Here is a 23,668-nt window from a genome sequence, read left to right on the forward strand (position 1 = left end):
TTTAAAATCCCCCTTACATATCTATTAAATGAGTTTCTAATACTTGTTCGTTTCTAAAATCCTCTAATTGTAAATAATAGTTAAATGTGTCTAATACATAGTCTAGTTTTACAGGTCCTACTAATTGACTTCCAGTTACTATTACTCCATATCTCTCAGCTTCTCTTTTTACAAATTCAAACGCTCTATGAATAGGAGTTTGATAACAATCTAGTAAATTCATAGAAACTACTACTCCTTCTTTTTCTGGGAATTTAATTCCAACTGCCCTAACAGTACTAAATCCACCACTTGGTCCTCTTAATGCTTTAGCTATTTTTTTAGCTATCTCTACATTTTCAGTTCCAAGGAATATATTATAAGCTGTAAGCCCATTAACTTCAGCGCTCGATAATGTTGCTCCAGCTTTTTCACTTAATAATCCATCAATACTTAAATCTGGCTTTCTATTGTTATATTCTTCTTGTCTACTGCTATCATCTTTTATCTCTTTTAAAAGATCTCTAACACCTTCATATTGACCTTTTCTTATATATGCAAATGTCTTTCTTTCTTCTGTACTAGCACTTTCTCCTGCAAAGTATATAGGGACTTTACTTTCTTTATGTAGCCTTTCCCCTATTTCTTTTGATAGCTTCACACACTCTTCTATAGTTATATTTTTAAGTGGGAATATAGGCAGAGTATCTTGTGCTCCTATTCTAGGGTGAGTTCCTTTATGTTCTCTCATATCTATAAGTTCTATAGATTTTTTAGCCATATTAACTAAAGCATCTTTTACATCTTCTGGCTCTCCTATAAATGTAACAACTGTTCTGTTAAAATCTGCTTCTGGTTCATAGCTCACTAACTTTACATTTGAATTTCTAACTACGTCCACAATAGCTTCAATTACATCTTTGTCTTTTCCATTACTAAAATTTGGCACTGCTAATACATATTGTTTTTTCTCCATACACTTATCTCCTTATTTTTTTTAAATTTAATAAGTAGATAAACTATTAAAACAAGCAAATCTTCATTTATCCAAACTTATGATTAATTTTTATCTATTGAATTTTTCTGTAGTTTAAAGTAAGTTTTCTAATTTTTTTATTTACACTTGTTTATAAATTATATTTTCTAGCTATTGTGAATATAACTTATTAAATAAAGTTTTTAAGGAGGTGTTTTAATGGGATTTAAAGTAATTGATTTATCACAAGAAATTTATCAGGGTATGTCTGTTTTTCCAATGCATCAACCTACCTTTATAATGACAAATATGACTCATGAAGAAAATATGAAAAGAACTGGAAGTAAAACTTTAGGATTTTCTGCTAGAAATTTACTTATAAGTGAACATGGTGGTACTCATTCTGACGCTGTATGGGAATACAAATCCAGTGGTAAGACTATAGAAAACATGCCTCTTGATTATTTTTTTGGAAGTGCTATTTGTATAGACTTAAGCAATATTCCTTATAGTAGGTATATTGAAATTAAGGATATAGAAATTTCCTTAAAAAATTCTAACCTTCAAATTGAAAAAGGAGATATATTGCTAATGTACACTGGTCATTATGACAGAAATTTTAACACAGATAAGTGGCAATTTGAATATTCTGGACTTAGTTATGATGCAGCTAAGTACCTAGCAACATCTGGAGTAGTTAATATAGGAGTTGATGCTCCTGCAATTGATCATCCAAAAGACTTAAATTTTTCAGGACATTTAGTATGTGGAGAGTATGATATCACCAACACAGAAAATCTTTGTAATCTTGATCAATTAGTGGGTAAAAGATTTTTATATTTTGGATTACCACTTAAAATTAGAGAAGGTTCTGGGTCCCCAATAAGAGCCATCGCTCTTTTGGAAGATTAATTATTATAGCTAGCAGCAAAATTTATATTAGGAGGAGAATTTATGAGTGAAAATAGTTCTTCTCAAAAGATTAAAAATCAAAATAACTCAGGATTACTATATAGAATAGAAGATAGACCAAATTTGCAACTTTCAATCCTTCTTGGTTTTCAACATATAGTTGCAGCTTTTGGTGGAATTGTTGCAGTTCCTTTGGTCATAGGTCCTGCAATAGGTGTTGATGTTAGAACTACAGCTATGTTAGTTAGTGCTACAATATTTGTAGCAGGTCTTGCAACTATCATCCAGGCAAGAGGTATTTACAAAATTGGAGCTAAACTTCCTTGTATTATGGGTACATCTTTTACATTTGTAGGACCCGCAATAACAGTTGGTACTTCTATGGGTCTTGCAGGAATATTTGGTGCTACCATACTCGGTTCCTTTATAGAAATGATTTTGAGTAGATTTATAAAGCCTCTTATGAAATTTTTCCCACCTGTTGTTACAGGTACTGTTGTTACTTTAATAGGACTTACACTTGTTCCTGTTTCTATGGATTGGTGTGCTGGAGGTATTGGTTCTCCTACTTATGGAAGCATTACAAACATTTGTATAGCTTTAGTAGTTATGGTTATAGTCGTAGGGTTTAATATATATGGGAAAGGAGTTCTTAGCAGTTCTTCAATTTTGATAGGAATGTTTGTAGGCTACTTAGCGTGTATACCTATTGGCTTAGTTGATTTTACACCTATAAAAGAAGCAAGTTGGATAGGTTTGCCTGGAATACCTGTAATCTTAGAGCATGGAATAAAGTTTAGCCTAGCTGGAGTTGCTCCATTTATTATAGCTTATCTAGTAACTACTATAGAAACTGTAGGTTGTTTAATCGCAATAGGTGAAGCTTCAGATATTAAAACTTCTAGTGAACAATTAAGTAAAGGAGTATTGGCTGACGGTCTAGGTAGCTTTTTAGCTGGTTTTTTCGGCGTATGCCCTAATACTACATTTAGTCAAAATATCGGTCTTATTCCTATCACTAAAGTCGCAAGTCGACATGTGGTTATAATATCAGGAGTAATTATGATGTTACTTGGAATATTCCCAAAATTGGGAGCTCTAGTTGCATCTATACCTAGCCCTGTTTTAGGTGGAGCTGGAATAGTAATGTTCGGAGTTGTTGCTGCTAGCGGAATAAAAACATTAAGTAAAGTTAATATAAATAATAGAAACTTAATTATAATATCTGTTTCTATAGCTCTTGGCCTTGGAATAACTACAAGACCTGAGCTTTTAACAGTTTTACCTGAATCTTTGAAATTATTATTTGGTTCAGGAATAAGCACAGGGACTATATTTGCAGTAATGCTAAATATACTTTTAAAAGATACTGAGTAAATACAATATAAAATTAATCGAAATAACTATTCCACTTCAAAAGATAGTTATTTTTTTTTACATTCAATTAAAGTTTTATTAAGAAATTTAAGAATTGTTTAAATTGTATTTACATTTTATATTATTTTATAGTATAATAATCTAATATCTAACTAAATTAAATAAGGAGTGATTTGATGGAACTTTACAAAATTAACGGAATCCTTAATCTTAATTTAAACATTGCTGCTACGATTGCATTAACATGTTTTTTAATAATTTTAGGAAAAATAGTAAAAAGACGAATCTCAATTTTAGATAGACTCTGTATACCTGGACCAGTTATAGGTGGTATATTTTTTGCACTTTTAGTTTTTTTACTTAATCAATTTAATATATTAACTATTGTATTAGACACTAGCTTACAATCTACATTTATGGTTGCTTTCTTTACTACCGTAGGTATAGGCGCAAGTTTTAACCTTATTAAAAAGGGAGGCAAGTCTGTACTGATTTACTGGATATTTTGTATAATACTTATATTTTCTCAAAATATTATAGGGTTATTAGGAGCTCTACTAACAGGACTTGACCCATTGCTTGGACTTATGTGTGGTGCTATATCTATGGGTGGTGGTCATGGAACTAGTGCAACTTTCGGTCCAACTTTAGAATCAATAGGAGTTGTAGGTGCTAATACTATAGGTCTTGCCGCTGCAACATTAGGCCTTATTTGTGGTGGATTTGTTGGAGCTCCAACCTCCAAATTTTTAATTGAGAAGTATAAATTAAAACCAAAAGATTCTCTTTCAAACAACTTACATAATCATATCGAAATTGAAGACGATATCAATAGTGAAATTGCAATAGCATCTGATTCTAAAGTATCATCAAAATTGGATTCTTCAGAATTTATTAAACATATCTTTATATTGACTACGTGTATGTCATTAGGATATGTTGTTAGCAATTTTATAGGTAAAATAACAGGTTATGCATTACCTGAGTATGTAGGTGGTATTTTAGTTGCTATGTTATTTAGAAATAGTAATGATAAATTTAAATTTGTAGATGTTGACTATTCATGTTTCGAACTTTTAGGTGATATAAGTTTAAATTTATTTTTAACTATGGCCCTTATGAGTATTAAGCTTTGGGAATTAAAAACGCTTGGATTACCTATGTTGATTATAGTTTTAATGCAAGTATTATTTATAGTTTTATTTACTATATTTGTAATGTTTAAATTATTAGGTAAGGATTATGATGCAGCCGTAATGGTTGGTGGCTTTATAGGGCATGAACTTGGTGCTACTCCAAATGCACTTGCTAACTTGAATTCAATATGTAGTAGATATGGTTACTCAGAAAAAGCATTTTTCACGATACCAATTGTCTGCGCTTTTTTAATTGATCTAGTTGCAATACCTACTATAATAATGTTTATAAATATACTATCTTAAAATCTTACTTTAATAATAGATCTAAGTTTTTATTTTATATATATTTTTAAAATTATAATTTTTCTAACTTAAAAAAGAGTTGCCTTTAATTGATGGCAACTCTTTTTTATTAAAATGCACTTGATTTAGCTGTTATCTCATACTTATCAAAATTATTTCTAGAACATAATATTTCTACTTTTCTTTTCTCTTTAGGCATAATGTCTGTCTCATTAGTAAACGAACTTTCAATAACCGTTCCTTCTTTATCTATTAATTTATAATCAAACTGTAAATAATCTATTTTTTCATTACTTTTGTTTTCAAATGTTCCTACTATTTTAGTAGTAAATTGATCTTTTTCTACTTCCCAAGACATGTCTTTAGCTAAGTCTTGCACTTTGCTATCATTCTTAACAGTATCTTCTTTTACTTGATTTACAGCTTTATCCACGCTAGACACTCCAGCTGTAAACATAGCTGCACACCCTCCTATAACAACTACAATACCTATTAATATACCTACTATAACTTTTTTCATAATAAAACCTCCAATAAATAATTACTTGTTGTTTTTATTATAAAATTTATATTTAATTTATTGGTGTGCTATTAGCATACACATTTTTTATTATTTCAGTAACTCAAGACCCAAGCCAAAAATCATAAAAAGTATAAAGCTATAAATTATATATCCAAATATACTAAAATACCTTTCTTTACTTCGTATCATAGGTAACTTACTCTTTATATTTAAAAAGTTAGTGTATAATAAAAATAATGATAATAATAATCCTATTACAAGTATATTTTCTATAAATGTTGTTGTACTATCTACGAAAACTATACCAGTGATCAAAAATAAATACCATAAAATAGCTAACATCATATTCAACTTATTTCTAGATCTAAATCCCGGTAATATATCCCATAAGCTGTTTCTTTTTTTAGTATTAATATTTAAAGTCTTTGTATCATTATCTATTTTTTTATTTATCTCATATGTTTTTTTTATTTCTTTATAACTTGTATTAATTAACTCTTTTAAATCTTCTTCTAGATCTTCTACACTTTGGTATCTTTCATCAGCAGATATTTTCGTACATTTTTTTATTATATCTTTTAATTTTCCATGGTTTTCTATTTCTTTTGTATGCTTGCCTGTAGTCAATACATTCATCATGATGCCAATAGCATATATATCACTTCTACAATCTGTTTGATCAAATCCAAATTGTTCTGGAGATGCATACCCCTTTGTTCCCAAAAAAGTCGTGTCCATATTTTCTCCGTATTTGTATAGTCTTGCTATATCAAAATCTATTAGTTTTAATACTCCATCATTGCTTATCATTATATTGGCAGGTTTTATATCTCTATGAATTATGCAAGGGTTCAAATTGTGAATTTTTTTAAGAGCATTACATAATTCAATCATGTATTTTACTACAATATCCTCACTTATCATTTCCTCTTTTTTTAAAATTTCTTGCAAAGTATGTCCACTTATAAACTCTTCAATTATTATTAATTTATCTTCATATTCAAAAGCTTCATATATTCTAGCCATATTATTACTTTCTATATGAGTTAAATTTTCATATACTTCTATCGTATACTCTTTTAATACACGTTTTATATAAAACTTTTCATCTAAAGTACTTTGAACTAAAAATATTTCACTTTTTCTACTTTTATGTATAGATTTTAATTCTTCATATATTGATATCTTGTATTCTGCATCTATATTCAATATTTTTGCACCTCTTTTATTGATTTTATTTCCATAGAATTATATCATATTAATATGCGAGGTGGAATTATTTATATGAATAATAATAAAACAGTTGAACTTATGAGTGTTTTAAATAATATAGAAAATGAATCTTGTCTAGATGAGTTTATCAAAATTGCCAAGGAAAATTTTTCTGATTTAAGCTTGCCTAGCTTTTTTGAAAGCATATGCAAAGAAAAAAATATAAGCAAGAGTTTACTTATAAAAAATGCTGAAATCGATAGGACATATGGATATCAAATTTTAAACGGAAGTAAAAAACCAAGTAGAGATAAAATTATTCAACTATGTTTATCTGCTAAATTAAACTTAGAAGAAAGCAATAAAGCTCTTAAATTAGGAAATGTAGGAGAATTATATCCTAAAAATCCTAGAGATAGTATTTTAATATTTGGAATTAATAAAAGCCTAAGCATCTCTAAAATTGATGAATTACTTTATAATAGAAATTTTGGAACTCTTTTAGATATTTAATTTTCTGAACAAAAAAACTCTTTCCTAGTAATTTCACTTTAACTAAGAAAGAGTTTTTTTATTATATTATATGTTAAAGTCCTCAACACTATTTCTTACAGGTTCCTCATTTAAAATAAAGTTAACTAATTTTTCTCCATACGGAAGGCATGTTTGAATAAATGGACCTGTTATAAGCATCGCTATAACCGTTCCAAGTCCTACTGTACCTCCTAATAAATAGCCTGCAATCAAAAACGTAGCATCAATTCCCATTCTTATCCAGCGATATTCTAATTTCATTTTATCTTTTATAATAAACGGTATTATATCATTTGGTGCCATTCCTACCTTAGTAGATGAAAGAATAGAAAATCCTACAGATATGATAAAACACCCTAACCCTACTAAAATTACTTTTCCAATATAACTATAGTGTTGAATTGGAAAATATGTAACAACGTTTACAGCCATATCAATAATTGGCCCAACTCCAATAACACATATTAAGGTACCTATTTTGATATGATTTTTCTGAACTAAAAATATTATTGTAAATAATACAATTAAGATTATTCTATTTGCAGTTCCCGTAGTAGCGTTTACCCCAATGCTATTTAATGCACACGCTAATCCTTGTGTAAAAACTGTAAATGGATCTGAGCCTATATTTGTTTTTAAATATAAAGCTACTCCAAATTGAATTATACTCATTCCTATAAAAAATAATGTTAACCTTTTCACAGAGCTTAAAAGTTTATTCATCCATATACCCCCTAAGTATGTCTACTATTCCAATTGACTTTAAGTTAATTACTTGGTTACTTGATTTATTGACTTTTACAGAATAATATAATTTCAAAAATATGTCAATAAAGTTTGTTATTTTTTACTCATTCTTAAGAGTAATAATATTTCTTATTGTCTTTTTTCTTACCTTTAAACCTTTGGTATCACTATGATTTAATCGCTGTTCAAAAATTATTTTTTAAAATAAAATTTTTTATATATTTTTAAAATCCATTTTAAAAATATGTAAGTTTAATAATTTAAAAGCTGTAAATCATGCTTACTCTTTAAACATAATTTACAGCTCTATAACAAATTTCACATCTATTTTTTTAAAGTTATAACTACCTTAAATAAATCTCCATCAGTACTAACATTAAATGTTCCACCTTGAAGCTCAACAAAACTCTTTGCGATGGCAAGCCCTAACCCACTACCTTCTGTGTTCCTCGATTTATCTCCTCTTACAAACCTTTCAACTAAATCTTCTACATCAAAATCAATCTCTTGAGCTGTCATATTTTTAAAGCTTATTTTTACAACTTCAGCTTCACTCATTATATCAATATACACTCTAGAATACTCCATCGCATACTTACTTATATTTATTAACAGGTTTTCAAATACTCTAAACGTTCTTTGACTATCTAATTTCAATATTAATTTTTCTTCTGGAAAATTTGTTCTTATTTTTAAATTCGAAGCTTTTATTTTATCATCTACTTCAACTAATGTTTGTTTCATCAAAGATACTACATCTACATCTATAATATTTAAATGTACATTACCACTATTAACTTTACTAACCTCAAATAAATCTTCTATCAATATTCTTAATCTTTCAGATTTTCTATCCAATGTGTCTATATAAATTTTTCGTTTTTCTTCAGTTAAATTCTCATCTTTTAATAAATCAACATAAGTTATTATAGATGTTAATGGAGTTTTTAAATCATGACTTACATTAGAAATCAACTCTGTCTTCATTTTTTGACTTTTAACTTCTTCATCTACAGCTTTTTTAAATCCAACTTGAATATTATCAATTTCATTTTTCAATACATTAAAAGTTCCTAAATTATCATTTAATTCTGTATCTAAGTTGCCATTTGCAATTTCTTTTGTTATATCTAGTAATTTATTGTAATCCCTATTTATGGAAAGATATTTTTTCTTTATAATAAAGTATAAAACTAAAGTGTATATAGGAACTAATATTAATCCAAAAAACCAAGTACACGATATTAAACTTACTACAATTAAATTAAGAATTAATATAGATACTATTTTCTTTTTATTGTTTCTTCCTAGTTCTATATCAAACATCCATTTTTTTGTTTTTCTTAATTTTTTATTTATATATTTTGTACCTTTATAAATTAATGAATTGTCTTTTAAGTATGTTGTATTTCTAGTTTTTATAATATGTTTTAACAATATTATCCCTGTAAACATTACTGTAAATAAAGCTACCCAGTAAATCAGATTGATTAAATAATTAATTATATTATTTATATCTGTTGTAAATTGTAATTGAGTAAAGCTTATTATTGATTTATTCATTACCGTTTTTATTATAAGTAAATCAGAAGCCAAATAGGCATAAATAAATGATAAGTAAACTAAAAACGCCACTACTTCTACTGGTATTTTTGTCATTTTTTCAAGTATTTTTAACTCTTTAATTTCCTTATATGGAATAATTATTGCAACCAAAATAACAAATACAATTCCTATATTTATAAAAATTCTAGAAGCCATAGTGTACGAATGCTCTTGCTCACTTATTTTTTTATAATGTATATTATCCACATATTTTAAATCTTCAGGTATTCCATATACAAACTTCATATTTTTTATAGGCTTCAATTCATAAATATCTTCGCCTAAATATACAGATGTTTTTTTATTTTGGTTTAAATTAGATTCAATAGTTCTTTCATCTGCTCCATGTAGTTTGTTAATCTTCATATTTCCTTTATCGTCAAAATCAATAGATATATAAAAATCATATTTATCTTTTAAATTTTCTTGAATCTTCTTTTCATTACTATCTAGTAAATCTAAATTTCCACTTGGACTTTTTTTAGTTAAATTTTTAGACTTATCAACAACATAATAATCTAAATTTTTTAAATCTGTATTTAAGTTTTCAGCGAAATCATTTATCTCGCTATCAAACTCATTTCTTATTTCCTTTGTATATTCATCCTCATTAGTATATGCACCCGACTTTAACTCTAACATAAGATCTGCAGGTCTAGATTTTTCATTATTTTCATCATAAATTTTATAGTAAAGTCCATATGTAGATTCTATTAACTCTCTTGAGAAATCATCATTATATTCATATATATTATATCCAAAATGATTACTATACTTTTTTATACTTTGATAAGATAATACCATCCCTATTGACGCTATTAATATCGTCATTATAATTATTAATTTTATATATAGTTTATTGTTTTTCAATTTTGTATCCAACGCCCCACACCACCTTCAAATATTTTGGATTTTTAGGGTTCATTTCTATTTTTTCTCTTATATTCCTTACATGAACCATTATTGTGTCTGTATTTACAGCTCTTTCTTTCCATACTTTCTCATATATTTCGTCTGCGGAAAATACCCTTCCTGGGTTTTTCATAAGCAAAGTAAGTATTTTAAACTCTATAGGAGTTGTTTTTACAAAGTTCCCATCAACACAAACTTCCTTTGTATTCACATTAAGTTCTAAACCACCTATAGTATGTATGTTTTCATTTGGTATATTTTTTTCAACTAAATTTAAAAACTTTCTGTACCTTCTAAGTTGAGAATTTACTCTAGCTAAAAGCTCTAAAGGTTTAAAAGGTTTTTCAATATAGTCATCAGCTCCTATATTTAATCCTGTTATTTTATCAATTTCTTCAGATTTTGCAGATAACATTATAACTGGAAAATCATGATTTTCTCTTAATTTCATGGTAAACTCGATTCCGTCCATTTTAGGCATCATTATGTCTACTATACTTAAATGAATAGTTTCTTTTTCTAATATACATAATCCTTCAACCCCATTATTTGCAATAAATACATTATATCCTTGATTGTTTAAATAAGCTTTTACTGCATAAGCTATATCTTGTTCATCTTCTACAACTAAAATATTAAAATTCATTTTTTCTACCCCACTTTATTATTTTTCTATATATATAATATCATAAGGCATTTTTTAATTTAACCAACTTCTTAAAACCTCCTTCTTTATCTTTATTGTACTTATATATTAACTTTAAACTTTTAAGATAATCAGTATATAAATCTAAAGATTTTCTAAAGGTTTAATTTAAACTTTATTAAAAATAAATAAGGAAGTAAAAATATATAAATTTATATATTTTTTACTTCCTTATTTATTTTAGTGTTTAGTATTTAATCTCTAGAACTAATTAATGTGAATATGCTTGGAACAAAAATACACATTAATAAATACGAAACAAACATTTCACTCGCAACTATAATTTTTAATCCAGAACCTAATATACTAACTTCATCATATCCTATTGTAAAAATCATAACACTACTAAAATATAAATAGTCAATTTTATTTTTTACCCTACTTCCATCACTTAAAAATAATCCATTACTTTCATTTACATCTATAAAAGTATAATAGTTATTATAATCCTCAAATAAATTAGCATAAAAAATTGTACTACTCAGCAAAACCAATGTTATTATTCCAAAAACAATTACAGATGACTTTAAATCATTGTAATCTTTTGGAATTCTAAATACCCAAATAATAGTTATAATAGTCCAAAGTATTATTACAATAGATAAAACAAAAAAATATATTATACCTAAAATTATTCCTCCATAGCTTGTAACCCACTGACCTAAAGTAAATCCCCTTTGTGTAAATACGTTTATATTTACATATAGCCCTATATAACCCACTATCAAAGTTGGTATTTGAACTTTTCTAACATTCCTTTTTTTCTTTACTACATAAACTTTTTTCATAAAATAAATTGCGTATATCATTAGCAGCAGTAATCCACATAAATTTACTAAATAATTTTCAGTTAAACAAATCATAATTGTGCTAATTAATAACAGTGTTAACTCTATAATCATTGTCATCTTATTATTTCTCCTGCCTAAAATAGATTTTCAAAATTAGTTTGCTCCATTGATTAAATAATATAATAAAAAAGCTGAAACCAATTAAACTAAGTTTCAGCTTTTTTATGTATCTATTGTCTCTAATTAAAAAATATTTATAAGTTCATCTCCCCAATGAACAACTCCATGAAATCCATTTTTATCTATTTTTATACCCATACCAAGTATTGCGTATATTAGCACAAATATTATTATTCCTATAACTAATTTTTTCTTATTCATAAAACCATCTCCCTAATTAAAATATATAAAAATAATCTATATTTCCCTTAATTTATAGATTTATTTATAATTATATTTTATATATTATACCAATATTTGGTAAAAAGATAGTATTTTTTCTAACTTTATTTTAATTTGTTAACTTGTTAAAATTCATATTAAATACATAGTTTTTATAATTATAGAAAAGATAAAAAGCTAGTCATATTGACTAGCTTCTACATTTTAAGTTACATTGACTACAATCTCCGATACATTTATCAATATCTTTTATACAATCATAAAAAGCTTCTTTGCTACTGTTTTTAACTTTTATAACAGGTATTTTTTTCCTTTTAGCATCTCTTATTGCAAGTTCTGCCATACTATGAGATATCGTTGACATTAATAAAACTATAGCATCTGGATTCCCAATTCTTTTTTTAAGACCAGATGGCATTTTTGTATATATTTTCGTATTATAACCTTTTTCACGTAAAAGACTTTTATAATCTTTCTCCATACATTCATGTCCACCTAAAACTAGCACACTCATAAGTTCACCTTCTTCCTTTATTGAATAACAGCTTTTAGCTTAGATTTTACATCTACTTCTTTATTTAAATTTGTTTTTTGTAGTTTTTTAAATATAATCATTCCTATTGCAAATATAATTATAGTTCCTATAATTAGTGACATTATATTTTCAATAACAACTCCTGTAGTGATTAATGTACCTATTTGGTATACATAAAATGCTCCTACCCATGCAATAAAGAATTGATATAAAAATGATACTAAAGTCATCTTAGTCCCATACTCTTTTTGCATAGTTGCAAGTGCTGCTATACAAGGAGTGTAAAGTGCACTAAATACTAAAAATCCATATGCAGTTACAGTTGTAAACATTGTAGGAAGAACCATATTTAGATCTCCATATAAAATTTCCATTGTAGCAACAACTATTTCTTTAGCTGAAAGTCCAGTTAATATAGAAACTCCTGCTCTCCAATCTCCAAACCCAAGCGGTGCAAATATAGGCGCTACCAATCCTCCAAGAGTTGCTAGAAAACTTTCATTTATTTCAGATGTAAATCCACTAAAATTAAATGATGATAATGCCCATATAACAATAGACATTGCAAACATTATAGTACACACTCTTACTAAAAATCCTTTTGATTTATTCCAAGTATTTTTAAGTAACTGGCTAACTGTAGGCATAGAATACTTCGGAAGTTCTATTATAAATGGTGAAGTTGAGTATGAGTTTTGACTTCTAGTTATAAATAAAGCTACAAATATAGCTACTATTATTCCTATTAAATATAGAGATGTTGTAACTAAAGCTGCATTTTTAGGGAAAAATATAGAAACAAACATTGCATATATAGGCAACTTCGCTCCGCAAGTCATTAATGGAGCTATAAGAGCAGTTATTTTTCTATCTTGTTCACTATCTAATGTTCTCGTTGCCATTATAGCTGGTGAAGAACATCCAAGCCCCATAACCATAGGAATAAACGTTTTTCCCGATAGTCCAACTTTTACCATAACTTTATCCATTAAAAATGCTATTCTTGACATATACCCACTATCTTCAAGTAGTGTTATACCTAAAAATAGTACAAATATTAATGGGAAAAATGGTAGTGCTCCACCAAGACCACCTATAATTCCATCTACTATTAAAGAGTAAAACCACGGACTTGAATTTGCTATCAACTCACTTACAGGCCCTTGTATGTACGTTTCTATTGCTCCTGCTGAAAATTCTTGTAATGGTCCTCCTACCCAATCAAAAGTAAATTTAAATAAGGTATATAATAGTCCTATAAATATTGGATATGCCAGTATAGGATTTAAAACTATGTCATCAATTTTATCACTTAAATTTTTCTTATTGTCATTTTCAGTTCTTATACATTTACTTAACGATTTTTCTAATTCTTTATAGGTCTTATATTCTTCATGTGGATATTCTTTATATATAACTAACGATTTAGAACTCTCTAAAATGACTTTTTCAAGAATATCACCATTAACTTTTTTCTTTGCTATCATAGGAACTATCTTTACTCCAAGTTCTTTTTCAAGCTTTTCATGATCGATTTTTATGCCCTTTGCATTTGCCATATCTACCATATTTAAAATTATTACTATAGGCTTATTGTATTTCATAAGCTGCGTTGTTAAGTATAAGTTTCTTGATAAATTAGCTGCATCAACTACATTTACTATTACATCAACATTTTCTTCATCTAAGTAGTTTTTAGATATTTTTTCTTCATTAGAAAAAGTATCCATTGCATAAATTCCTGGCAAATCTACAATATTTATATTTTTTCCAAAATGCCCTTCTCTTTTTTCTATCGTAACGCCCGGCCAATTCCCAACTTTTTGACTAAGACCAGTTATTGCATTAAATACAGTAGTTTTCCCAACGTTAGGATTACCAACCAATGCTACATTAATCATAATTAAATCCCCCTGTAATGCTATTTTATTTTTATATATTCAGCTTCTCTTTTTCTTAAAGCTATATCAAATCCCCTAAAGTTCACTATAATTGGATCTCCTAATGGAGCTACTTTTTTCACAGTAATTTTAGTCCCTTCTATACATCCTAAAGCTAATAACCTTTTAGTGAAATCATTTTCACCAAATACATAATCTACGATTCCACTACTTCCTATCGAAAGTTTATTTACATTCACAAAACCATCCCCTTTTTAATATCGTTTTTCACTTGTTTTATTATTTCATTTGAAAATAATTATCACATATTTAAATAATACCACTCTTGATAATGATTTTCAATAACTTTTAATATTTTTTATTTTTTTAATTTCCTTATTAGTTTGTATATACATTCATGCTATAATATTATTATAATTTTACATTTTAGAAAGGAAATTTTTTATGCATACAGCAGATACAAAAGTTGAATTAGATTTAGCTTTAAAAAATAGAGAAAACAAAATTACTGTAACTGATAAAAGAATTGTAAAAGGATTAAAAGTTCTTGATAACGTAAATATAAAAGATTCTGATAGAAATAGATGTAAATACAGCTTAAGAAATAAAAGTGCCGATTCAGCCTTTATGGGCTCTATAGGATTTGCCCCTATGATTGCTGGCATGGCTAATATTTCATTTTTACAAGGAATGGGTGTTATTTCAAGTGTCGGACTTCATGAAACTTTAGTTATATTTGCTGATTATAATATTAAATTCAAAAATAATACCATTATATTAACTAAAATATAATTTTTATAATGAAAATTAAAAAGAAGTTAGCACAAGATAAGTAATTTTATGAGCTAACTTCTTTTTACAATTTTATCCTAATTTATATATTTTCTTTTAAGCTACTTTTTTTCACTACAACTTGTGAGAAAGTAATTGCTGCTATTCCACAAATAAACATTAATCCTGGATAATAAAGATATTTTATTATTTCAACTGGTGATATTCCCGCTATACCTGCTGCCGTTAACAGCTGAGCTCCATAAGGTATTACACCTTGCCAGCATGATGAAAATATATCTAATATACTAGCTGTTTTTCTTGGATCAATATCATATTTTTCAGCTATATCTTTTGCTAGCGGTCCTGCTGTTACAATTGCTATTGTGTTATTAGCAGTACATAAGTCTATAACACTTACTAATGCTGCTATTCCAAACTCTGCACCTTTCTTACTTTTTATTTTGCTAGTTATGAAATGTAGTATATAATCAATTCCACCATTAAACTTAATTAATGATACAACTCCTCCAACTACAATTACTAATAAACTAAGTTCATACATTCCACCTAAGCCTTCTGATATAGCACCTATAAACCCTAAAACACCAAATGAATTAGAAAATATTCCCACAGCTCCTGCAAATAATATTCCACCTCCAAGCAAAACAAATACATTTACACCTATTAAAGCTCCTGCTAAAACTAATATATAAGGTAAAACTTTTATAATATCATACTCATAAGATTGAGTTGCTACATTCCCATATCCAAGTGTTACTACTGTTAAAATTATAGCTGTTGCAATAGCTGCTGGTAACACTATTAAAAAGTTCATTTTAAATTTATCTTTTAACTCACATCCCTGTGTTCTTACTGCTGCTATCGTTGTATCTGATATCATCGATAGGTTATCTCCAAACATAGCTCCTCCAACAACTGCTCCTATTACTAACGGAACTGGAATGCCAGTTTTTTGAGCTACGCCTAGAGCAATCGGTGCTAATGCAGCTATAGTCCCAACTGATGTTCCCATAGATATTGATATAAAGCATCCTATAATAAATAATCCTGCTACTAAAAGATTTGATGGTAATATTGATAAACTTAAATTTACAGTTGAGTCAACCCCACCCATGGCCTTTGCTACACTTGAAAAAGCTCCAGCTAATAAAAATATAATAACCATTAATATAATATTTGTATCTCCTGCACCTTTACAAAATACATTCATCTTAGTTTCTAAATTTTCTTTTTTATTAAATAATAAAGCTATACCTCCTGCAATTAAGAAAGCTACTAATGCTGGCATCTTATAAAAATCCCCAGTTATAATTCCACTTCCTACAAACAATACTAAAAATACACCTAATGGTAATAACGCTAATGGATTACCTCTTTTTACTTCTTTTTTCATTGTTTAATCTCCCTTCATTTTTTATTGTTTTAACATAACCTCAATTTTGGGAATAAAAAAACTCCCGAGCCTAAGAACTTAATCTTAGGAACGAGAGTTGAATTCGTGTTACCATCCTAATTTATTTGTATTTCGCAATACAAACCTCATCAAGTACGCCAAAATTTTGGTTATACTCTATCACTGTAACGGGTGAACCCGTTGTAGCCTAAATCATAAAGATCTCGGTACACAGCTCCAAGGCCATTTTCACTTTAATATCCTTTGCTTTTTCTCACCAACAAAAGCTCTCTGTAAAAGTATTCTTAAAGTTACTTTCCTTTTCTTCGCCTTTAATTTTATTTATATTTTACATATTATACACTTTATTATACTTTGTCAACTATTTTTATAGAATTTTCTAAAAATTCATTCGCACTCCATTATTTTTTAGCCATTTAACTCTTTCCTTATAATCCGGTAAAATTCTTTCCACAGCTAAATAAAAGTCCTTAGAATGGTTTCTATGCTCCATATGGCACATTTCATGTACAACTATGTAATCAATTATTTGTATAGGCATCATAGAACATCTTAAATTAAATAGTATTTCATTTTTATAAGTGCAACTAGCCCATCTTGACTTCTGATCTTTAATTTTTATAGAGGTTACTGTATCTTCAAAAAAGAGCTTATAATAGTCTACTCTTTCTTTAACAATACCTAATGTTTCATCAGTATACCAATTTTTTAAAGCACGTTGTATAACATCTTTATTATTGGAGTTTGATCTAACTATTAATTTATTATTTTCTAAACTAACACTAGTTCCAATTGTGCTTTTATCTACCAAAATTTCTAATATGTACTCATTACCTAAATATAAAAATATATCTCCACTTTCATAACTTCTTATATATCGATTATTATCTAGAACTTCAATTTCGTCTAATTTTTTTATTATCCAATCAGATTTATTTTTTACTTTATCAACTATAAAGGTTTTGTCCAAACCATTAGGCGCAATTACATTAATAATCCCATCTCTTTTAATTTCTAGACTCATCGTTTTCCTTTTTCTATAAATTATATTAAATTTTATTTCTCTATTTTTATGCATGAATGTCACTTCCATAACTTATCTCCTTACAACTAGATTTTAATTGTTACCAATTATTAATTCTAAAAATATAATTTTCTAATTTGTTTAATTTAATAATATAATTACATAAATATAATAAAAAGTAAAATTTTAATATTGCTAAAACTTATTCTTAAAAATGATAATGGTTATTTTTATTAAATTAGTTTATATATTGAACTTAAGGGAATATATATATTATACTAATAAAAAGGGGTGTTTTAAATGTATGATAAAATAGAGTTAGGATATAAATTTAATGAATTAGAACCATATATAGATGCTAAAACTGTAGAAATACACTATGGTAAACATCTACAAACTTATGTAAATAATTTAAATAATCTTTTAAAAGGCTATGAAGATATTTTTGATGGAAAAAGTTTAGAGGAATTGCTAAAAAATGTGTCTGACTTACCAGAAGAAATTAGACAAGGAGTTATAAACCAAGGTGGTGGAGTTTATAATCACAACTTATATTTTTCAATTCTATCTCCTAAAGCTTCTCTAGTTCCAGAAGGTAACTTACTAGAAAAAATAAACCAAACTTTTGGAAATGTTGACAATTTAAAGGATGAATTAAGTAAAAAAGCTATAGCGCAATTTGGATCAGGTTATGCGTCTTTACTTATGGATAGAAATAAAAATTTATTTATAAAGTCTACATCAAACCAAGACACAAACCTTCAAGATGGTTTAGTCCCTATACTTACAATTGATGTTTGGGAGCATGCTTATTATCTAAAATATCAAAATCTTAGAGCTGACTATGTAAATAACATATGGAATATAATAGATTGGAAAAAAGTTTCAAATCTTTACAATTCATAATATAAAAAGAGGATATCTTAATAGTAAATATTAAGATATCCTCTTCTTTTTTAATCAATTTTTTCAATGTAATGACAGTTAACATCAATGTGATTTAAAAATAAAAGTAATCTCTCATACAGAGGGTGTGATTCTTCTCCATATTTTTCTTCTAATTTTATTCCTAATTCTTCTACATTTTTTTCACCATCAATTTGTAAGAATATAAAACTGCCATATTCATCTAATTCCATCTTTTTATACATAGGAATTTTAAATTTTAATTTTCTAAAAAAGTTCTGAACCTTATGATCTTGTTTTTCAAGTATAGTTACTATACCATCAGAACTTACTTCATATTCAATATTCTCACTTTTTTTAAAAACTAAATTTAAAACTTCTTCATTATTTTTCATTGTTTTTTACCTTAGATGTTATTATTGGCCATGCAGTAAGTCCTACTAATACTATTAAAAGTATTATTGCCATCATATTTCCAGATGCAAATCCACTTGGTCCTGCACTCTTTATAACACCTGATACTTGTAGTATTATACCTATTAGACCTATTATAGATCCTCCTGCTACAAGTCCTGATGATAAACTTATACCATTTGAAACTTTAACTTCTTTTTCTTTTTCTTCTTTAGAAGTTTTTTCAACAAATACACGGATTAATGCTCCTATTAATATTATAGAAGTTGTTGCTATTGGTAAGTAGAATCCTATTGCAACTGTCATTATTGGTAAATCTAAGAAGTATAAAACTATTGCCATAAACACTCCAACAATTATCATAACCCAAGGTAATTGCCCTGACATTATTCCTGAAGTAAGTGTTGATATTAAGTTTGCTTGAGGTAATGCAAATGGAGGATTATCCCCTGTAACTACAAGTTGGTTAGAAAGTAATATTGTTGTACCAACAACAACTATTACACCTACTATACCTGCTATTGCAAAATATTTTTGCATTTCACTTTTATTACCACCTATTATGTAAGTAACTTTTTGAGATTGGTTATATCCTCCAGCTACTGATATAGATACAACTATAAATGTACCAAATAATAATAATGATTTATTATCTGCTTGTCCACTCCATCCCATTATAACGAATACTAATGTTGCTATAACTAAAGATGCTATTGTCATACCAGATACTGGTAAGTTTGATGTTCCTATTGTTCCTGTTAAACGTCCTGCAACTATAACAAATAATGCAGCTAAAACTATTGAAACTATTGCTCCAACAATTGCCATCGCAATACTTCCTGAAACTAAAAATGCTCCTATAACTGCAACTACTATTCCACCTAATAATATCATTGTTTGAAGAGTAGTACTTCCTTCTCCCTCAGCTGATGAAGATTTAGCATTCATTGTTTCTTTAACAGATGCTATTATAGTTGGTATAAGTTTTATTGCTCCTATTATACCTCCGCAAAGCATCATACCAGCTCCTATGTATTTTACATAGTTACCAGCTATATCATTTACACCCATTTGATTTATAGGCATTGAAGGATCGTTCCATACTTTAGCTCCTTCTCCTGCTAAATCAGTGAAGTATCCTATTAAAGGCATTATTCCAAAGTGAGATAATAAAGATCCTGCAAACATAGTTAATGCAACTTCAAGACCTACTATAAATCCTATACCTAAAAGTAGTGGGTTAACCTCTACTTCAAATTTACACTTATAAAACTTATCACCTATAAAACTTATTACATTGTTAGCTACATTTAAGAATGATCCTGTTAATACTGTTATAATACCACTTATTCCAAATCCAATTCCCATGTATTTCATTGAGTCTCCACCTGCATCTGATGCTACAAGTGTCTCGCATATAGCCATTGATTCTGGATACATAAGCTTTCCATGTTCTTCAATTATTAAATAATTGTAAACAAGTGATGAAACTCCTATCCCAAATAGAACTCCACCTACTCCTACAACAAATCCTTCTAAAAATGTCACTTGGCTACCTATTAATAAAATAGCAGGTAGTACAAATATCATACCACTAGCAACTGATTCTCCACCACTTGCCATACCTTGTACTATATTCTTTCCTAGAATACCTTTTCCTTTAGCGAAAGCTGCTATAAATGCTGACCCGATTATAGATCCAGGTATACCAGCTGCAACTGTAAGTCCTGCTTTCATACCTGAGTATGCTGTAGACGCTGCAAAAACAACTGCTAAAACAATACCAATTATAAGTACTGCCATGTTTGCACCTGTTTTAGACTTGTCTGTTACATAGGGTACATAATCTTTGCCTGATACGCCCCCGTAAGCCTCTTTAGGTAATTTTTTACTCATTAAATTTCACCATCCTTTTGTTTGATTAAACTCATTATACCACAATATTTTGAAATCTAACTTTTTTAGAATTTTAACTTTATTAAAACTATTCAAATTCGACATTTTTTTTAGATTTTTCTGTTTTTTGCAAAAAAATAGAGTTAACTATTTAGTTAACTCTATTACTTATTTATTTTACTTTTTCAATGTAATGACAATTTACTTCAATGTGATTTAGAAATAAAAGTAGTCGTTCATAAAGAGGATGTGATTCTTCTCCATATTTTGATTCTAAAATCTCACCTAACTCTTTAACATTTTTATTTCCATCAACTTGCAAGAATATAAAACTACCATATTCATCAAGTTCTATATTTTTATACATAGGAATTTTAAATCTTAATTTTCTAAAAACTCTTTGAATCTTATGATCTTGTTTTTCTTGTATAGCCACTATGCCATTATCATTTACTTTATACTCTATATTTTCATTTTTTTTAAAGACTAAATTTAAAACATCTTCATTATTTTTCATTATTCTTAACCTTAGATGATACAATCGGCAATGCAGTGCATACTACTAATACTACTAGTAATATTACTGCCATCATGTTTCCAGCTGCAAATCCACTTGGTCCTGCACTCTTTATAACACCTGTTACTTGTAATATTATACCTATTAATCCTATTATAGATCCTCCTGCTACAAGTCCTGATGATAAACTTATACCATTTGAAACTTTACCTTCTTTTTCTTGTTCAGATTTAGAAGTTTTTTCAACAAATACACGGATTAATGCTCCTACTAATATTATAGAAGTTGTTGCTATTGGTAAGTAGAATCCGATTGCAACTGTCATTATTGGTAATCCTAGGAAGTATAAAACTATTGCCATGAATACTCCAACAATTATCATAACCCAAGGTAATTGACCTGACATTATTCCTGATGTCAATGTTGACATTAAGTTTGCTTGAGGTAATGCAAATGGAGGATTATCTCCTGTTATTGTAAGTTGGTTTGAAAGTAATAATATTGTTCCAACAACAACTATTACCCCTACTATACCAGCTATTGTGAAATATTTTTGCATTTCACTCTTGCTTCCACCTATGATATAAGTAACCTTTTGAGATTGGCTATATCCACCAGCTATAGCTATAGAAACTACTATAAACGTACCAAATAGTAATAATGATTTATTATCTGCTTGACCTTTCCATCCCATTATAACAAACACTAAAGTTAATATAACTAAAGATGCTATTGTCATACCAGATACTGGTAAGTTTGATGTTCCTATTGTTCCTGTTAAACGTCCTGCAACTATAACGAATAATCCAGCTAATAATACTGACGCTATAGCTCCAACTATTGCCATTGTTACACTTCCAGATATAATGAATCCTGCTACAAATGCTATTACTATTCCACCTAATAATATTATAGTTTGAAGAGCCGAGCTTCCTTCTCCATCATTAGATGATTTAGCTTTCATAGTTTCTTGAACTGATGCTATTATAGTTGGTATAAGTTTTACTGCTCCTATTATACCTCCACAAAGCATCATACCTGCTCCTATGTATTTTACATAGTTACCACCTATATCATTTACTCCCATTTGACTTATAGCCATTGAAGAGTTATTCCAAACATTAGCCCCTTCTCCTGCCATTTCAGTAAAGTAAGATATTAATGGTGTTATACCAAAGTTTGCTAATATAGAACCAGCAAACATTGTTAAAGATACTTCAAGTCCTACTATAAACCCTATACCTAAAAGTAATGGGTTAACTTCAACTTCGAACTTATATTTATAGAATTTGCTTCCTATAAAGCTTATTACATTATTTGTTACATTTAAGAATGACCCTGTTAATACTGTTATAATACCACTTATTCCAAATCCAATTCCCATGTACTTCATTGAATCTCCACCTGCATCTGATGCTACAAGTGTTTCGCATATAGCCATTGATTCTGGGTACATAAGTTTTCCATGTTCTTCTATTATTAAATAGTTATAAACAAGTGATGAAACTCCTATACCAAATAGAACTCCACCTACTCCCACTGCTAATCCTTCTAGGAAGCTAACTTGGCTACCTATTAGTAATATAGCTGGTAAAACGAAAATCATACCACTAGCAACTGATTCCCCACCACTTGCCATACCTTGTACTATGTTTTTTCCTAGAATACCTTTTCCACTAGCAAATGCTGCAATAAATGCTGATCCTATTATAGACCCCGGTATACCAGCTGCAACTGTAAGTCCTGCCTTCATACCTGAATATGCTGTAGATGCTGCGAATATAGTTGCTAAAAGAATACCTATAATTAATACAGCAACGTTTGCACCTGTTTTTGATTTGTCTGTTATGTAAGGTACATAGTCTTTTCCATGTATCCCTCCATATGCTTCTTTAGACAGTTTTTTGCTCATTTATTTCACCTTCCTTTTTTTAACTAAATCGATTATATCATATTTTTACAAAATTCGCTCAATTTTTTAAATTTTTAATAGTATTTTTTGTTAAATTTTTTTAACATATCTTTAAATTGTGAAACTTCAATAAAATCAAACGAAATTTTATTTTCTAATATGATCATCTTTTACTATTAAATTTAAATTATTATTTATATAATAATTTGCACTTTAATTTCTATTTTATACATTAT

At 28.1% G+C, this 23,668-nt stretch carries 23 protein-coding genes and 1 other annotated feature; of the genes, 6 read left to right on the forward strand and 17 right to left on the reverse strand.

From position 1 onward, the window contains the following. Positions 1-13 precede the first annotated feature (13 nt). Positions 14-955: a glutamate formimidoyltransferase gene (ftcD, locus tag ACN6I1_RS08450; RefSeq protein WP_419741606.1), complete on the reverse strand. Its 942-nt coding sequence runs from the start codon at positions 953-955 to the stop codon at positions 14-16. 219 nt (positions 956-1,174) lie between these two features. On the opposite strand from ftcD, the gene ACN6I1_RS08455 reads away from it, so the two are divergent. The 3 genes from ACN6I1_RS08455 to gltS all read left to right on the forward strand — a co-directional run bounded on the left by ACN6I1_RS08455 (position 1,175) and on the right by gltS (position 4,686). Then, the gene (locus ACN6I1_RS08455) at positions 1,175-1,867 is read left to right on the forward strand and encodes a cyclase family protein (RefSeq protein WP_419741607.1); all 693 of its coding nucleotides are present in this window, start codon (positions 1,175-1,177) and stop codon (positions 1,865-1,867) included. Between the two features lie 42 nt (positions 1,868-1,909). Continuing rightward, entirely contained in the window at positions 1,910-3,244 is a 1,335-nt protein-coding gene (locus tag ACN6I1_RS08460) for a uracil-xanthine permease family protein (RefSeq protein ID WP_419741608.1), read from the forward strand. A gap of 176 nt (positions 3,245-3,420) precedes the next feature. Then, entirely contained in the window at positions 3,421-4,686 is a 1,266-nt protein-coding gene (gltS, locus tag ACN6I1_RS08465) for a sodium/glutamate symporter (protein WP_419741609.1), read from the forward strand. Positions 4,687-4,795: 109 nt separating this feature from the next. Here the strand turns inward: gltS and ACN6I1_RS08470 are convergent, their stop codons facing one another. Then, complete coding sequence (locus ACN6I1_RS08470; RefSeq protein WP_419741610.1) at positions 4,796-5,206, reverse strand: FxLYD domain-containing protein; 411 nt, start codon at positions 5,204-5,206, stop codon at positions 4,796-4,798. 90 nt (positions 5,207-5,296) lie between these two features. After that, positions 5,297-6,418: a serine/threonine-protein kinase gene (locus ACN6I1_RS08475; RefSeq protein WP_419741611.1), complete on the reverse strand. Its 1,122-nt coding sequence runs from the start codon at positions 6,416-6,418 to the stop codon at positions 5,297-5,299. A gap of 75 nt (positions 6,419-6,493) precedes the next feature. On the opposite strand from ACN6I1_RS08475, the gene ACN6I1_RS08480 reads away from it, so the two are divergent. Further along, the gene (locus ACN6I1_RS08480; RefSeq protein WP_052169199.1) at positions 6,494-6,934 is read left to right on the forward strand and encodes a hypothetical protein; all 441 of its coding nucleotides are present in this window, start codon (positions 6,494-6,496) and stop codon (positions 6,932-6,934) included. 66 nt (positions 6,935-7,000) lie between these two features. Here the strand turns inward: ACN6I1_RS08480 and ACN6I1_RS08485 are convergent, their stop codons facing one another. The 8 genes from ACN6I1_RS08485 to ACN6I1_RS08520 all read right to left on the reverse strand — a co-directional run bounded on the left by ACN6I1_RS08485 (position 7,001) and on the right by ACN6I1_RS08520 (position 14,793). After that, a complete protein-coding gene (locus ACN6I1_RS08485) occupies positions 7,001-7,678 on the reverse strand; it encodes a YczE/YyaS/YitT family protein (RefSeq protein ID WP_419741612.1) in 678 nt (225 codons plus the stop codon). A gap of 348 nt (positions 7,679-8,026) precedes the next feature. After that, positions 8,027-10,189: a sensor histidine kinase gene (locus ACN6I1_RS08490; protein ID WP_419741613.1), complete on the reverse strand. Its 2,163-nt coding sequence runs from the start codon at positions 10,187-10,189 to the stop codon at positions 8,027-8,029. After that, a complete protein-coding gene (locus tag ACN6I1_RS08495) occupies positions 10,164-10,865 on the reverse strand; it encodes a response regulator transcription factor (RefSeq protein WP_207745025.1) in 702 nt (233 codons plus the stop codon). Before ACN6I1_RS08495 ends, ACN6I1_RS08490 begins: the two co-directional genes overlap by 26 nt. A gap of 254 nt (positions 10,866-11,119) precedes the next feature. Continuing rightward, positions 11,120-11,833 carry an ion channel gene (locus ACN6I1_RS08500; protein WP_419741614.1) on the reverse strand — a complete coding sequence of 238 codons (714 nt, stop codon included), beginning with the start codon at positions 11,831-11,833 and terminating at the stop codon, positions 11,120-11,122. Positions 11,834-11,959: 126 nt separating this feature from the next. Next, positions 11,960-12,097 carry a hypothetical protein gene (locus ACN6I1_RS08505; RefSeq protein WP_419741615.1) on the reverse strand — a complete coding sequence of 46 codons (138 nt, stop codon included), beginning with the start codon at positions 12,095-12,097 and terminating at the stop codon, positions 11,960-11,962. Between the two features lie 211 nt (positions 12,098-12,308). Next, on the reverse strand, positions 12,309-12,632 hold the full coding sequence (locus ACN6I1_RS08510) for a DUF2325 domain-containing protein (protein WP_021433326.1): 324 nt from the start codon (positions 12,630-12,632) through the stop codon (positions 12,309-12,311). Positions 12,633-12,649: 17 nt separating this feature from the next. Then, the gene (feoB, locus tag ACN6I1_RS08515) at positions 12,650-14,554 is read right to left on the reverse strand and encodes a ferrous iron transport protein B (protein WP_419741616.1); all 1,905 of its coding nucleotides are present in this window, start codon (positions 14,552-14,554) and stop codon (positions 12,650-12,652) included. Between the two features lie 20 nt (positions 14,555-14,574). Then, on the reverse strand, positions 14,575-14,793 hold the full coding sequence (locus ACN6I1_RS08520; RefSeq protein ID WP_419741617.1) for a FeoA family protein: 219 nt from the start codon (positions 14,791-14,793) through the stop codon (positions 14,575-14,577). Between the two features lie 205 nt (positions 14,794-14,998). Between ACN6I1_RS08520 and ACN6I1_RS08525 the strand changes: the two genes are divergently transcribed. Next, positions 14,999-15,346 (forward strand): hypothetical protein, encoded by a 348-nt coding sequence (locus tag ACN6I1_RS08525; protein WP_419741618.1) that lies wholly within the window; start codon positions 14,999-15,001, stop codon positions 15,344-15,346. Between the two features lie 82 nt (positions 15,347-15,428). On the opposite strand, the gene ACN6I1_RS08530 is transcribed toward ACN6I1_RS08525, so the two are convergent. Then, positions 15,429-16,742 (reverse strand): Na+/H+ antiporter NhaC family protein, encoded by a 1,314-nt coding sequence (locus tag ACN6I1_RS08530; protein WP_419741619.1) that lies wholly within the window; start codon positions 16,740-16,742, stop codon positions 15,429-15,431. An 83-nt stretch (positions 16,743-16,825) separates the two neighbouring features. Beyond that, positions 16,826-17,078 (reverse strand) — a binding site (T-box leader). A 64-nt stretch (positions 17,079-17,142) separates the two neighbouring features. After that, a complete protein-coding gene (locus ACN6I1_RS08535) occupies positions 17,143-17,856 on the reverse strand; it encodes a M48 family metallopeptidase (protein ID WP_419741620.1) in 714 nt (237 codons plus the stop codon). Positions 17,857-18,087: 231 nt separating this feature from the next. On the opposite strand from ACN6I1_RS08535, the gene ACN6I1_RS08540 reads away from it, so the two are divergent. After that, entirely contained in the window at positions 18,088-18,693 is a 606-nt protein-coding gene (locus ACN6I1_RS08540) for a superoxide dismutase (RefSeq protein WP_021433332.1), read from the forward strand. A gap of 50 nt (positions 18,694-18,743) precedes the next feature. On the opposite strand, the gene ACN6I1_RS08545 is transcribed toward ACN6I1_RS08540, so the two are convergent. The 4 genes from ACN6I1_RS08545 to ACN6I1_RS08560 all read right to left on the reverse strand — a co-directional run bounded on the left by ACN6I1_RS08545 (position 18,744) and on the right by ACN6I1_RS08560 (position 23,432). After that, on the reverse strand, positions 18,744-19,088 hold the full coding sequence (locus ACN6I1_RS08545) for a PqqD family protein (protein WP_419741621.1): 345 nt from the start codon (positions 19,086-19,088) through the stop codon (positions 18,744-18,746). Next, positions 19,078-21,003 carry an OPT family oligopeptide transporter gene (locus ACN6I1_RS08550; protein ID WP_419741622.1) on the reverse strand — a complete coding sequence of 642 codons (1,926 nt, stop codon included), beginning with the start codon at positions 21,001-21,003 and terminating at the stop codon, positions 19,078-19,080. The genes ACN6I1_RS08545 and ACN6I1_RS08550 overlap by 11 nt, the downstream gene beginning before the upstream one ends. A gap of 172 nt (positions 21,004-21,175) precedes the next feature. Continuing rightward, positions 21,176-21,520: a PqqD family protein gene (locus ACN6I1_RS08555; RefSeq protein ID WP_419741623.1), complete on the reverse strand. Its 345-nt coding sequence runs from the start codon at positions 21,518-21,520 to the stop codon at positions 21,176-21,178. Then, positions 21,510-23,432 carry an OPT family oligopeptide transporter gene (locus ACN6I1_RS08560; RefSeq protein WP_278548315.1) on the reverse strand — a complete coding sequence of 641 codons (1,923 nt, stop codon included), beginning with the start codon at positions 23,430-23,432 and terminating at the stop codon, positions 21,510-21,512. The genes ACN6I1_RS08555 and ACN6I1_RS08560 overlap by 11 nt, the downstream gene beginning before the upstream one ends. Between the last annotated feature and the right edge of the window lie 236 nt (positions 23,433-23,668).

It is taken from the genome of Paraclostridium dentum, from assembly GCF_048568265.1.
GTDB lineage: Bacteria > Bacillota > Clostridia > Peptostreptococcales > Peptostreptococcaceae > Paraclostridium > Paraclostridium dentum.

What these genes read in the sequence shown, in the direction of transcription:
- ACN6I1_RS08535 (WP_419741620.1), bottom strand. Translation starts at nt 17,856, where the DNA reads ATGGAAGTGACATTCATGCATAAAAATAGAGAAATAAAATTTAATATA.
- ACN6I1_RS08545 (WP_419741621.1), bottom strand. Translation starts at nt 19,088, where the DNA reads ATGAAAAATAATGAAGAAGTTTTAAATTTAGTTTTTAAAAAAAGTGAG.
- ACN6I1_RS08505 (WP_419741615.1), bottom strand. Translation starts at nt 12,097, where the DNA reads ATGAATAAGAAAAAATTAGTTATAGGAATAATAATATTTGTGCTAATA.
- ACN6I1_RS08455 (WP_419741607.1), top strand. Translation starts at nt 1,175, where the DNA reads ATGGGATTTAAAGTAATTGATTTATCACAAGAAATTTATCAGGGTATG.
- ACN6I1_RS08485 (WP_419741612.1), bottom strand. Translation starts at nt 7,678, where the DNA reads ATGAATAAACTTTTAAGCTCTGTGAAAAGGTTAACATTATTTTTTATA.
- ACN6I1_RS08530 (WP_419741619.1), bottom strand. Translation starts at nt 16,742, where the DNA reads ATGAAAAAAGAAGTAAAAAGAGGTAATCCATTAGCGTTATTACCATTA.
- ACN6I1_RS08510 (WP_021433326.1), bottom strand. Translation starts at nt 12,632, where the DNA reads ATGAGTGTGCTAGTTTTAGGTGGACATGAATGTATGGAGAAAGATTAT.
- ACN6I1_RS08525 (WP_419741618.1), top strand. Translation starts at nt 14,999, where the DNA reads ATGCATACAGCAGATACAAAAGTTGAATTAGATTTAGCTTTAAAAAAT.
- ACN6I1_RS08495 (WP_207745025.1), bottom strand. Translation starts at nt 10,865, where the DNA reads ATGAATTTTAATATTTTAGTTGTAGAAGATGAACAAGATATAGCTTAT.
- ACN6I1_RS08470 (WP_419741610.1), bottom strand. Translation starts at nt 5,206, where the DNA reads ATGAAAAAAGTTATAGTAGGTATATTAATAGGTATTGTAGTTGTTATA.
- gltS (WP_419741609.1), top strand. Translation starts at nt 3,421, where the DNA reads ATGGAACTTTACAAAATTAACGGAATCCTTAATCTTAATTTAAACATT.
- ftcD (WP_419741606.1), bottom strand. Translation starts at nt 955, where the DNA reads ATGGAGAAAAAACAATATGTATTAGCAGTGCCAAATTTTAGTAATGGA.
- ACN6I1_RS08550 (WP_419741622.1), bottom strand. Translation starts at nt 21,003, where the DNA reads ATGAGTAAAAAATTACCTAAAGAGGCTTACGGGGGCGTATCAGGCAAA.
- ACN6I1_RS08460 (WP_419741608.1), top strand. Translation starts at nt 1,910, where the DNA reads ATGAGTGAAAATAGTTCTTCTCAAAAGATTAAAAATCAAAATAACTCA.
- ACN6I1_RS08540 (WP_021433332.1), top strand. Translation starts at nt 18,088, where the DNA reads ATGTATGATAAAATAGAGTTAGGATATAAATTTAATGAATTAGAACCA.
- ACN6I1_RS08560 (WP_278548315.1), bottom strand. Translation starts at nt 23,432, where the DNA reads ATGAGCAAAAAACTGTCTAAAGAAGCATATGGAGGGATACATGGAAAA.
- feoB (WP_419741616.1), bottom strand. Translation starts at nt 14,554, where the DNA reads ATGATTAATGTAGCATTGGTTGGTAATCCTAACGTTGGGAAAACTACT.
- ACN6I1_RS08480 (WP_052169199.1), top strand. Translation starts at nt 6,494, where the DNA reads ATGAATAATAATAAAACAGTTGAACTTATGAGTGTTTTAAATAATATA.
- ACN6I1_RS08500 (WP_419741614.1), bottom strand. Translation starts at nt 11,833, where the DNA reads ATGACAATGATTATAGAGTTAACACTGTTATTAATTAGCACAATTATG.
- ACN6I1_RS08555 (WP_419741623.1), bottom strand. Translation starts at nt 21,520, where the DNA reads ATGAAAAATAATGAAGATGTTTTAAATTTAGTCTTTAAAAAAAATGAA.